Origin of the sequence: Nonomuraea sp. NPDC050663, from assembly GCF_044456985.1 — a bacterium.
Classification (GTDB): Bacteria; Actinomycetota; Actinomycetes; order Streptosporangiales; family Streptosporangiaceae; genus Nonomuraea.
The window spans coordinates 520,917-533,632 of sequence record NZ_JBITGL010000004.1 but is presented as its reverse complement, the minus strand read 5'-3'; the positions used below and the strand labels follow the sequence as shown (position 1 = coordinate 533,632).

The window sequence follows — 12,716 nt, the reverse complement described above, 5'->3', positions numbered from 1 at the left end:
ACGACGATGGCGACCGAAGCACAGCTCGTCGAATATCTGAAGCGAGTGACGACCGAGCTCCACGACAACAAACGACGCCTGCACGCGGCCGAGGAGCGCAACCACGAGCCGATCGCGATCATCGGCATCGGCTGCCGCTACCCGGGTGAGGTCCAGAGCCCGGAGGACCTGTGGCGGGTGGTGGCCGACCGCACGGACGCGATCTCCGGCTTCCCCGACGGCCGCGGCTGGGACCTGGAGACGCTCTACAACCCCGACCCCGACGCGTTCGGCGCCTCCTACGTCGCCGAGGGCGGGTTCGTGGAGGACATCACGGAGTTCGACCCGGGCTTCTTCGGCATCTCACCGCGTGAGGCCGTCGCCATGGACCCCCAGCAGCGGCTGCTGCTGGAGACCTCCTGGGAGGCGATCGAGCGCGCCGGCATCGACCCCGCCACGCTGCACGGCAGCAGGACCGGCGTGTTCGTGGGCGCCAACAGTCCCGAGTTCCTCACGATGATGATGCAGGCGCCGCCGGAGCTGCAGGGCTACCTGATGACCGGCGTCGCCACCAGCGTGGTGTCCGGCCGCATCTCCTACACCCTCGGGCTGGAGGGCCCGGCCGTCACCATCGACACCGCCTGCTCCTCCTCGCTGGTCGCCCTCCACCTCGCCGTGCGCGCGCTGCGCAACGGCGACTGCTCGCTGGCGCTGGCCGGAGCGGTGACCGTGTTGTCGACGCCGGGCACGTTCATCGGGTTCAGCCGGGTGCGCGCGCTGGCCAGGGACGCCCGCTCCAAGGCCTTCTCCAACGACGCGGACGGCATGGCGCTGGCCGAGGGCGCGGGCGTCCTGCTGGTGGAGAGGTTGTCGGACGCGCAGCGCAACGGGCACCCGATCCTGGCGGTCGTGCGCGGCAGCGCCATCAACCAGGACGGTGCGAGCAACGGCCTGACCGCGCCGAACGGCCCCTCGCAGCAGCGCGTGATCCGCCAGGCGCTGGCCGACGCGCGGCTCACCCCGGACCAGATCGACGCCGTCGAGGCGCACGGCACGGGCACGGCCCTCGGTGACCCGATCGAGGCGCAGGCGATCATCGCCACCTACGGTCAGGGCCGCCCCGAGGGCCAGCCGCTGTGGCTGGGCTCGGTGAAGTCGAACATCGGCCACGCCCAGGCGGCGGCCGGAGCGGCCGGCGTGATCAAGATGGTCATGGCGATGCGCCACGGCGTCCTGCCCGCCACCCTGCACGCCTCGCAACCGTCCGAGCAGATCGACTGGACCGCCGGCGACGTGGAGCTGCTGCAGGAGGCCCGCCCCTGGTCGCCCGGTGCGGAGCCGCGCCGGGCAGGCGTCTCCTCCTTCGGCATGAGCGGCACCAACGCGCACGTGATCCTGGAGGAGGCTCCCGCGCTGGAGCCCGCGGAGGCCGAGGCGGGCATCGAGCTGCCGGTGGTGCCGTGGGTGCTGTCGGCCAAGACCGGTGAGGCGCTGCGGGCCCAGGCCGGGCGGCTGGCCTCCTGGACCGCCGGGCGGCCGGAACTCGCCGCGGCCGACGTCGCGCACTCGCTGGTGGCGTCGCGGTCGGCGTTCGAGCGCCGGGCCGTTGTGGTGGGGGACCGCGAAGAGCTGACGTCGGCATTGGAGCGGCTGGCCTCGGGCGCGGTGTCCGGCGCCGTCGAAGGCACGGCGGGTACGGCGGGCAAGACCGTGTTCGTCTTCCCCGGCCAGGGCTCGCAGTGGCTGGGCATGGGTGTGGAGTTGCTGGAGTCCTCGCCGGTGTTCGCGCGGCGGATGGCCGAGTGCGAGGTGGCGCTGGCGCCGTTCGTGGACTGGTCGCTGACGGGCGTGTTGCGTGGCGAGGGCGGCCAGCCGGGCTTCGATCGGGTGGACGTGGTCCAGCCGGTGTTGTGGGCGATGATGGTCTCGCTGGCAGCTGTGTGGCAGTCGGTGGGTGTCAAGCCGGCCGCGGTGATCGGCCACTCGCAGGGTGAGATCGCGGCCGCCGTGGTGGCCGGGGCATTGTCGCTGGAGGACGGCGCCCGGGTGGTGGCGTTGCGGAGCCAGGCGATCATCGCGTTGGCGGGCCGGGGCGGCATGGTGTCGGTGCCGCTGCCGGTCGCGGAGGTACGGGAGTATCTGGCCGGACTCGACGGCCGGGTCTCCGTGGCGGCGATCAACGGCCCCTCCTCCACCGTCGTCTCGGGTGACGTCGACGCCTTGGACGAGCTGCTGGCCGGCAACGAGCGGGCCAAGCGCATCGAGGTGGACTACGCCTCGCACTCGGCGCACGTGACCGCGATCAAGGACGACCTGGCGGGCCTGCTGGCCCCGGTCGCCCCGCGCATCAGCCACACCCCGTGGTACTCGACGGTCAGAGGCGCCTGGCTGGAGGGCACCGAGGCCGACGGCGCCTACTGGTACGAGAACCTGCGCGAGACGGTCGGCTTCGGCCCCGCCGTCGAGACCCTGGCACAGGAGAACTTCCGCTTCTTCGTCGAATGCAGCGCCCACCCGGTCCTGAAGATCGGCGTCCAGGAGAGTGTGGAAGCGGCAGGGGCCGCCGACGCCTGCGCGGCGGTGGGCACCCTGCGGCGCGACGACGGCGGGCTGCGCCGGTTCCTGGCCAGCGCCGCCGAACTGTGGGTGCGCGGCGGCGACGTCGACTGGGACCTGCTGCTGCGACCGGCCGCACCCCGCCGCGTCGACCTGCCCACCTACGCCTTCCAGAACCAGCACTACTGGCCGCCCGCCGTCCAGACCAACGGCGACCTCACCCAGCTCGGCCTGGGCGCCGCCGGGCACCCGCTGCTGGCCGCCGCCGTGTCGCTGGCCGACGCGGAAGGCGTGCTGCTCACCGGCAGGCTCTCCGTCAAAACGCACCCGTGGCTGGCCGACCACCTGGTCAACGGGCAGGTGCTGCTGCCCGGCACGGCCTTCGTGGAGCTTGCCGTACGCGCGGGCGACGAGGTCGGCTGCGACCTGCTGGAGGAGCTGACGCTGCAGGCTCCGCTGATCCTGCCCGCCACCGGCGGCGTGCATGTGCAGATCGCCGTCGGCGCGCCGGACGAGGACGGCAGGCGAGCGCTCACCATCCACGCCCGCGCCGAGGACGAGCCGTGGACCAGGCACGCCACCGGATTCCTGGCCAAGGACACCGCCGCGGCGGCCTTCGCCGAGCAGTCCTGGCCGCCGCCAGGCGCGACGGCCCTGCAGCCCGGCGACGTGTACGAGCTGATGGCCGGGATCGGCATCGACTACGGCCCCGCCTTCCGCGGTCTGACCGCCCTGTGGCGCCGCGACCGCGAGCTGTTCGCCGAGGTGGCCCTGCCGGAAGGCACCGAGGCGGGCGGGTTCTGCCTGCACCCGGCCCTCCTCGACGCGGCCATCCAGCCGCTGGCCGTGGGCGGCTTCTTCGACACCTCGGGCGGGCCGATGCTGCCCTTCGCCTGGACCAACGTACGGCTGGCCGCCACCGGCGCCGCCGCTCTCCGGGTACGGCTGAGCCCCTCGGGAGCCAACGGCGTCGGCATCGAGGTCGCCGACACCGCCGGAGCGCCCGTGGCGAGCGTGGAATCGCTGGCCGTGCGGGCGCTGGCCGTGGAGGACCTGAAGGCCGCCGCCGACCCGCTCAAGGACTCGCTGTTCTCCCTCGACTGGATCCCGGCCAAGCTGGGAGAGCCCGGCGAGGCCCGCTACGCCCTCGCGGGCGGCGACGGGTCCCGGCTGGCGGCGGACGGGGTCGTGCTCGCGGAGCTCGCGGCCGACGGCCCCTTACCGCGGCTGGCCTTCCTGCCCTGCGGCCCGGCCGGTACGGCGCACGCCGCCGACGGGGCACGGGCCGCCACCTCCGAGGTGCTGGAGGTGGCGCAGCGGTGGCTCGCCGAGGACAGGTACGCCGACGTGCCGCTCGTCATCGTCACCGAGGGAGCGGTGTCGGGAGAGAGCCTTCCCGCCGCCGCGGTCTGGGGGCTGATGCGCTCCGCCCAGTCGGAGAACCCCGGGCGCTTCGTCCTGATCGACGTCGACGGCAGCGAGGAGTCGTGGCGCGCGGTCCCGGCCGCCGCGGAGTCGGGGGAGGCCCAGGCCGCGCTGATCGCGGGCGCCCTGCACGTCCCCCGCCTGACCCGCTTCACGCCCGAGCAGGTCACAGGAGCCGCGAGCACGGAGCCCGTGACGGAGAGTGCGGGCACCGAGGCCGCGAGCGCGGAGGCCGAGGCGGCGGGTGTGAATGTCCAGGCCGTGGCGGGCTGGGAGCGCGGTGGGACCGTGCTGATCACCGGCGGCACCGGGACGCTGGGCGGCATCGTCGCCCGCCACCTGGTGCTCCGGCACGGCGTGCGCCGGCTGCTGCTGACCAGCCGCCGGGGACCCGACGCCCCGGGGGCGCTCCGGCTGCAGGCCGAACTCCTCGAGCTCGGCGTCGACACCACCATCGCGGCCTGCGACGCCGCCGACCGCGACGCCCTGGCCGGGCTCCTGGCATCGATCCCCGCCCAGTATCCCCTCACCGGGATCGTGCACGCGGCGGGCGCGCTCGACGACGGCGTGCTGGCCACGCTGACCCCCGAACGCATCGACGCGGTGCTGCGCCCCAAGGCGGACGCCGTGCTGAACCTGCACGAGCTCACCCAGGACCTGCCGATCTCGGCGTTCGTGACGTTCTCGTCCGCCGCCGGCGTCTTCGGCGGCCCCGGCCAGGGCAACTACGCCGCGGCCAACGCCTTCGTCGACGCGCTCGCCGTACGACGCCGCCGGCTCGGCCTGCCCGCCCTGTCGCTGGCCTGGGGGTTGTGGGAGCAGGACAGCGGCCTGACCGGCACGCTCAGCGACGCCGACCGGGCCAGGCTGGCCCGCACCGGGGTCGTCCCGCTCACCACCGAGGAGGGCCTGGCCCTGCTCGACACCGCCTGCGCGGCCGACCGGGCGACGCTGGTCCCGATCAAGCTGGAGCTGCGCAACCTGAGGACGGCGGCGCAGTTCGGCGCCCTGCCCGCGATCCTTCATGGCCTCGTGCCCGTCTCCAAGCGGCGCGTCGTCGGCTCCGACCCGGCCGCCGCCTCGCAGCTGCGCGAGCGCCTGGCGCGCCTGCCGGAGGGCGAGCACGCCAAGGTCGTCATGGACCTGGTGCTCGACCAGGTCGCGACCGTGCTCGGCTACGCCGACGCGAGCGCCGTCGAGCAGGACCGGCCCTTCAACGAGGCGGGTTTCGACTCGCTCACCGCCGTCGAGTTCCGCAACCGGATGAACGCGGCCACCGGGCTGCGGCTGCCCGCCACGCTGATCTTCGACTACCCGACACCCGTGGCCCTCGTGCAGTACCTGCGCGGCAGGCTCCTGGACGGTCCGGGCACGGCGGTCACCACCCACACCGCGATGAGCGCGGAGGAGCCGATCGCCATCGTCGGCATGAGCTGCCGGCTGCCCGGCGGCGTCGCGGGCCCCGAGGACCTGTGGAACCTGGTGTCGCAGGGCGGCGACGCGATGTCGATGTTCCCCACCGACCGCAACTGGCCGCTGGACGAGCTCTACCACCCCGACCCGGAGCACCCGGGCACCACCTACGCGCGCGAGGGCGGCTTCGTCTACGACGCCACCGCCTTCGACCCGGCCTTCTTCAGCATCTCGCCGAGGGAGGCGGTCGCCATGGACCCGCAGCAGCGCCTGCTGCTGGAGGGCTCGTGGGAGGCGCTGGAGCACGCAGGCATCGACCCGGCCGAGGTACGCGGCAGCCGTACGGGCGTGTTCGTCGGGCTGATGTACCACGACTACGGCGTGCACCTGCAGAACCTGGCCAGCGACCTGGACGGCTTCGTCGGCACCGGCGTCTCGGCGGGCGTGGCGTCCGGGCGGGTCTCCTACACCTTCGGGTTCGAGGGCCCGTCGGTCACCGTCGACACGGCCTGCTCCTCCTCGCTGGTCGCCCTGCACATGGCCATGCAGGCCCTGCGCCGCGGCGAGTGCTCGCTCGCGCTGGCCGGCGGGGTCACGGTGCTGTCCACCCCCGCCGTCTTCGTCGACTTCGCCCGCCAGCGCGGCCTGGCCGCCGACGGACGCTGCAAGTCCTTCGCCGCGGCGGCCGACGGCACCGGCTGGGGCGAGGGCGTCGGCATGCTGCTCGTCGAGCGGCTGTCGGACGCCCAGCGCAACGGCCACCCGATCCTGGCCGTCGTGCGCGGCAGCGCCATCAACCAGGACGGCGCCAGCTACGGCCTGACCGCGCCGAACGGCCCGTCGCAGCAGCGCCTGATCGAGCAGGCCCTGGCCGACGCCCGCCTGACCACGGCGGACGTCGACGCCGTCGAGGGACACGGCACCGGCACCACCCTGGGCGACCCGATCGAGGCGCAGGCCATCGTGGCCACCTACGGCCAGGACCGGCCGCAGGACCGGCCGCTGTGGCTCGGCTCGGTCAAGTCGAACATCGGCCACACCCAGGCGGCCGCGGGCGTCGCGGGCGTGATCAAGATGGTCATGGCGATGCGCCACGGCGTGCTTCCGCAGACGTTGCACGTGGACGAGCCGACCGGCCACGTCGACTGGTCCGCGGGCGCGGTGCGGCTGCTTCATGAGGCCACCCCGTGGCCCGAGACCGCGCGGCCGCGCCGGGCGGGAGTCTCGTCCTTCGGCATCAGCGGCACCAACGCCCACATCATCCTGGAGCAGGCGCCCCCGCAGACCGCCGCCACGGCGGAGGCGCCGGAGCGCCCCCTGATCCCGTGGGTGATGTCGGCCAAGTCGCACGAGGCGCTGAGGGCGCAGGCCCGGCGGCTGCGCGGCCACCTGGCCACGCGGCCTGAGCACGCGGCGGACGAGATCGCCCGCTCGCTGGCCACGACCCGCTCGTCCTTGCGGCGGCGGCTGGTGGTGCTCGGCACGACCAGGGAAGAGCTCACCTCCGGGCTGGAGGCGGCGATCGCGCAGACCCCGGCCGACAACGTGACCAGCGCGACGGCCGCACGCGGACGGACCGCCTACCTGTTCACCGGCCAGGGCAGCCAGCGCCAGGGGATGGGGGAGGAGCTGTACGCGGCCTACCCCGAGTACGCCGCGGCCTTCGACGAGGTGTGCGCCCGCTTCGACGGCCACCTCGACCGCCCCCTGCGCGAGGTCATCACCGGCGACCCGGAGGCGCTGCAGCAGACCCGCTACACCCAGGCCGCCCTGTTCGCCGTCGAGGTCGCGCTCTACCGCCTGCTCGAAGCCTGGGGCACTCGCCCGGACTTCCTGGCCGGCCACTCGATCGGCGAGATCGTCGCCGCGCACGTCTCAGGCGTGCTGACGCTGGACGACGCGGTCACGCTGGTGGCCGCGCGAGGCCGCCTCATGCAGGAACTGCCTTCCGGAGGCGCGATGGTCTCCGTCCGCGCCACCGAGGAGGAGATCCTGCCGCTGCTGGCCGGGCGCGAGGACCGGGTCGGCATCGCCGCCGTCAACGGGCCTTCGTCGGTGGTCGTGTCCGGTACCGAGGAGGCCGTCCTGGAGGTGGCCGCGCTGCTGTCGCTGCGCGGGCACAAGACCAAGCGGCTGGCCGTCAGCCATGCCTTCCACTCCCCGCTGATGGAACCGGTCCTGGACGCCTTCCGCGAGGTGGCCGCCGGACTGGCGTTCCGGCCGCCCGCGATCCCCATCGTCTCCAACCTCACCGGCGAGGCGGCCGGCGCCGAGGAGCTGACCTCGCCGGAGTACTGGGTCCGCCACCTGCGGCAGGCCGTGCGCTTCTGCGACGGGATCCGCACCCTCCAGCGGCAGGGGGTCACCACCTTCCTGGAGGTCGGCCCCGACGCGGTGCTGACGGCGATGGCCGGAGACTGCGTCGAGGACTGGACCGGCGTCGCCGCCGCGGTGATGCGCCGCGACCGGCCCGAGGCAGCCACCCTGCTCGACGCCCTGGCCCAGGCCTGGACCCACGGGGCCGAGGTCCACTGGGGAGCGGTCGTCGGCGCCGGAGCGACCGTGCCGCTGCCCACCTACCCCTTCCAGCGCCAGCGCTACTGGCCCGACCCGCCCGCGATCGAGCAGGTGGCCGCGCCCGACACCGAGTTGTGGGAGGCGGTCGCCCGCCAGGACCTGCCCGGACTGCTCGCCACGCTCGGGCTCGGGGCGGGAGCCACCCTGGAGGACCTGCTGCCCGCCCTGGCCAGGCTGCACGGCGGCACCGGCGCCGACCACGGGCACCCGCGCCACCAGCTCGGCTGGCAGCCGCTCACCGACCTGCCCGCGCCCGTCCTGTCGGGCACGTGGCTGGTGGTCGCGCCCGACGACTCCCCGCAGCCGGACGCCACGGCTCCGGCCGGGCGGGCGATCGCCGCCGCGCTGGCCAGGTACGGCGCCGACACCGCCGTCGTGCCGGAACCGCCCGGCTCGGACACCGGGGTGGCGGGCATCGTCTGCCTCCTGCCCGACGGAGCCGCGCCGCCCTCCATCGCCCCCGGCGGCGCGCCCGTCTGGGTGCTCACGCGGCGCGCGGTGCGCGTCGCGCCCTCGGACGGCGACGTCACGCCGGAGGCCGCGCAGACCTGGGGCAGGCTCAGAACGGCGGCCCGCGAGCGGCTGCTGCGCGACGGCGGGCTGGTCGACCTTCCCGCCGTGCTGGACGAGCAGGTGCTGCGCCGGTTGTGCTCGGTCCTGTCCGGGATCACCGGCGAGGACGAGGCGGCGGTACGGCAGGGCGGCGTGTTCGTGCGCAGGCTCCGCCCCGCGCCGGCACGGGCCACGGTGCTCGGCGCCGAATGGCGTCCGAGCGGGACCATCGTGCTGGCCGGGCCGCTCGACGAGACCGCCGCGGAGCTCGGCCGCTGGGCCGCGCGCAACGGCGCCACGAGAGTCGTGCTCACCGAACCCGACGCCCGCCTCGACGGCGAGCCGGGAGTGATCGTCCGCAGTCTCGCCGACGAGCACGCCATGACGGCAGCCGGGCTGGACGCCGTGCTTGCGGGCGGGCTCGACGCCGTGACGGCAGCCGCGGCCGACGGTGCTCACCCGCTGACCGCCGTCGTCTGCACGACACCGGAGACCGCGCGCCTCCTGGACGAGCGGACCCGCACGACGGACCTGGCCGCCTTCATCATGCTCGCCCCGGCCCAGGCGGCCTGGGGCGACGACGGGGCGGCGCACCTGGAGCACTTCACCGCGCTGGCCGCCCGGCGACGGGAGGCGGGCCTGCCGGCACTGTCGGCGGCGGTCGGCCTGAAGGAACCAGCGGACGCGGTCGCGGCCCTGCGCCACGCCCTGCGCCTGAACGACACCACGCTCGTCGTGGCAGACCCCGACTGGGCCGCCCTGGCCGGTCTGCTCCGCTCCCACCTGCTGGACGCCGTCCCCGAGGCGGCGCTGCCGCCGCAGGAGGCGGAGAACGTGATCGACGGCAGCGCCGCCTTCCGCCGCCTGCTGGACGGCAGCGCGCCCGACAGCCACCACGGCATCCTGCTCGACGTCGTGCGCCGCGAGACCGCCGCCATCCTGCAGTTCCCCCTGCCCGACGCGATCGAGCCGGACGCGGAGTTCTTCGAGCTCGGCTTCTCCTCGATGGCGGCGGTGGAGCTGCGCAACCGGATCGGCGAGCTGACCGGCATCCAGCTGGCCGCCGACGCGGTCTACGACTACCCCACCCCGGCCGAACTGGCCGGGCACCTGCTCGCCGAGGTGGCCGTCGCCGGCTGAGCCGGCGGCAGGAGGCCGAGACGGAAAGGACGATCCCCGTGCTCGATGGATTCACTCCCTGGCCCGAGGAGTTCGCCCGGCGGTACCGGGAGGCCGGTTACTGGACGGACGAGAACCTGGGTGAGCTGCTGCGCCGCCAGGCGCGCGACCATCCCGGCAGGACCGCCCTCGTGGTGGACCCGCACCGCTGGACCTACGCCGAGCTCGACTCCAGGGTCGACAGGATGGCGGCCGGCCTGCACGGCCTCGGCATCGGCCCGGGAGACCGCGCGGTCGTGCAGCTGCCCAACGTGCCCGAGCTCGTGGTGGTGCTGTTCGCGCTGTTCAGGATCGGCGCCCTGCCGGTCATGGCGCTGCCGGCGCACCGCAGCAGCGAGATCGCCTACTTCTGCGAGTTCACCGAGGCGGCCGCCTACATCATCGCCGACACGCATCTCGGCTTCGACTACCGCACGCTGGCCGCCGAGGTGGTGGCGAGCGTGCCGACGGTCAAGCACGTCCTGGTGGCGGGCGAACCCGGCGACTTCGTGCCCCTGGCCGAGGTCGACGGCGACCGCCTGCCCGACCTGCCGCGCCCCGACCCGGCCGCGGTGGCGCTGTTCCTGCTGTCGGGCGGCACGACCGGGGTGCCCAAGCTGGTGCCGCGCACCCACCAGGAGTGGAGCTACAGCGGGCGGGCGGTGAGCGAGGCGTGCGGCTACCACGCGGGCACCGTGCACATGGTGAGCCTGCCGCTGTGCCACAACTGGCCGCTGACCCACGGGCTGCTGGCCACCTTCCACGCCGGGGCGACGCTCGTGCTGGCCCCCGGACCGAGCCCGGACGAGTCCTTCCCGCTGATCGAGCGCGAGCGGGTGACGGAGACGGGCCTGATCCCCGGCGCCGCCCTGCTCTGGATGGAGGCCGCGGACTGGGGTGAGTACGACATCTCCAGCCTGAACCGGGTGACCATCGGCGGCACGAAACTCCAGCCGGAGCTCGCCCACCGCGTGGAGCCCGCCCTCGGGTGCCGCCTCCAGCAGGCCTTCGGCATGGCGGAGGGCCTGTGCGGGTTCCACCGGCCGGACGATCCGGCGGACGTGGTCCTGATCAGCCAGGGGCTGCCGGTCTCGCCCGCCGACGAGGTGCGGGTGGTCGACGAGGAGGACAACGACGTCCCCCTGGGAGAGGTCGGCCAGCTGCTGGCCCGCGGGCCGTACACGACGCGCGGCTACTACCGGGCCGACGAGCACAACGCGCGCTCCTTCACGGCCGACGGCTTCTACCGCAGCGGTGATCTGGTGCGGCTGCTGCCGTCCGGCCACGTGGTCTTCGAGGGCAGGGTGAAGGACCAGATCAACCGGGGCGGCGACAAGATCGCGGCGGAGGAGGTCGAGAACCATCTGCTGGCCCATCCGAACGTCCGCGAGGTCGCCCTGGTGGGCGTGCCGGACGAGGTGCTCGGCGAGCGCAGCTGCGCCTGCGTGGTGCCGCGCGGACAGCCGCCGACACTGGCGGAGCTCACCACGTTCCTGCGGGACAGGGGAGTGGCGGCCTTCAAGTTCCCCGACCGGCTGGAGATCATCGGGGCGCTGCCGCTGACCCCGCTGGGCAAGGTCAGCAAGAAGCAGCTCGCAGGCATGTTCGGTACGCGGGGGAGTTCTGGATGACCTCGTTCACCATCGACCTGTCCGGCTTCCTGGAAGTGCACGCCAAGGCCGTCGCGGAGGCGTGCAACAGCGGCCGCGCCACCCTGGCGGTCTGGCGCCAGGAGATCGATCCCATCGATCCCGCCGAGCTGCTGATCCCGCTGTTCGTCCACACGAGGCGCGCCTTCGTCTGGGTCTCGCCGCAGTCGAGCGTCCTGGCCATGGGCACCGCGGCCGACTTCTCCGGCCGCGGCCCCGCGCGCTTCGCCACCGTCAGGGCGGGCTGGGAACCGGCCGCCCGCGACGTCGTGGAGGGCGGCCCCGGCCCGCGCGGCACGCCGTCGCTCGTCGGCGGCTTCGCCTTCGCCCCGGGCGACGGACCCATGCCGGACGGGCTGATGTGGGTGCCGAAGGTGCTGATCTCACGCGAGGCGGACGGGCCGGCCGTGCTGTCGCTCAGCGTCGGCGTCGAACCGGGCCCCGCCGCATCGGACGACGTGGTCCGGGTCGTCAACCAGGCGTACGGCTGGCTCACCGCGGTGGGCGGCCGCCCGTGCCGCAGCCCTCACCTGGAGGGCACGACGGTCACGGAGGTGCCTCCGCCCGACGAGTGGAAGGCGCTGGCCGGGCGGGCGGTGGAGCAGGTCGGCAGCGGCGCGTTCGGCAAGGCCGTGCTCGCCCGCCAGCTGCGCGTGGACGCCCCCTGTTCCTACGACATCCCGTCCGTGGTGGGCGCCCTGATCGAGGGACAGCCGGGCAGCACGGTCTTCGCGGTCGCGCTCGACCGGCACGCCTTCGTCGGCGCCACCCCCGAGCGGCTGGTCGGCGTGCGCACCGGCCAGGCCAGGTCGATGAGCCTGGCGGCCTCCATGCCCCGCGGCGCGACCCCCGAGGAGGACGCCCGGTTGCGCGACGCCCTGCTGGCGGACGACAAGTCCCGGCGCGAGCAGCAGATGGTCACCGCCATGCTGCGGCAGGCCTTCGACCGGGTGTGCGGCGAGGTGCGGGTGCCCGCCGAGCCGTACGTGATGGACCTGCCGAACCTGCGCCACCTGCACAGCCGCATCGAGGGCCGGATCGCCGACCCGTCGAACACCGGCGTGCTCGACCTGGTCGAGCTGCTGCACCCCACGCCCGCCGTCGGCGGCCATCCGAGGCAGGCCGCCCTGGACTGGATCGCCGCGGCCGAACCCTTCGACCGGGGCTGGTACGCGGGCCCCGTCGGCTGGATGAACACCGACCAGGAAGGGGACTTCGCCGTCGCCCTGCGCTCCGCCCACCTGCACGGACGCACCGCCACCCTCTACGCCGGCTGCGGGATCGTGGCCGGCTCCGATCCCGAGGCCGAGCTGGAGGAGACCCGGCTCAAGTTCCGCACGATGCTCGATGCCCTCGCCGTTCCCGGGTACGGGCCGGTCGGGGTGGGAACCTCTTGATCGGAAACCA

Annotated in this window: 3 protein-coding genes; all 3 read left to right on the top strand. The window is 74.2% G+C overall.

Annotation, left to right across the window (positions count from 1 at the left end; all coding sequences use genetic code 11):
* The first annotated feature begins 6 nt into the window (after positions 1–6).
* From ACIBH1_RS15445 to ACIBH1_RS15435, 3 genes are read left to right on the top strand one after another with little or no spacing between them, the layout of a single operon-like run.
* Positions 7–9,642: an SDR family NAD(P)-dependent oxidoreductase gene (locus tag ACIBH1_RS15445; protein WP_397314378.1), complete on the top strand. Its 9,636-nt coding sequence runs from the start codon at positions 7–9 to the stop codon at positions 9,640–9,642.
* Between the two features lie 38 nt (positions 9,643–9,680).
* The gene (locus ACIBH1_RS15440; protein ID WP_397314377.1) at positions 9,681–11,291 is read left to right on the top strand and encodes a (2,3-dihydroxybenzoyl)adenylate synthase; all 1,611 of its coding nucleotides are present in this window, start codon (positions 9,681–9,683) and stop codon (positions 11,289–11,291) included.
* Positions 11,288–12,706 (top strand): isochorismate synthase MenF, encoded by a 1,419-nt coding sequence (locus tag ACIBH1_RS15435; RefSeq protein ID WP_397314375.1) that lies wholly within the window; start codon positions 11,288–11,290, stop codon positions 12,704–12,706. Before ACIBH1_RS15440 ends, ACIBH1_RS15435 begins: the two co-directional genes overlap by 4 nt.
* Positions 12,707–12,716: the final 10 nt, after the last annotated feature.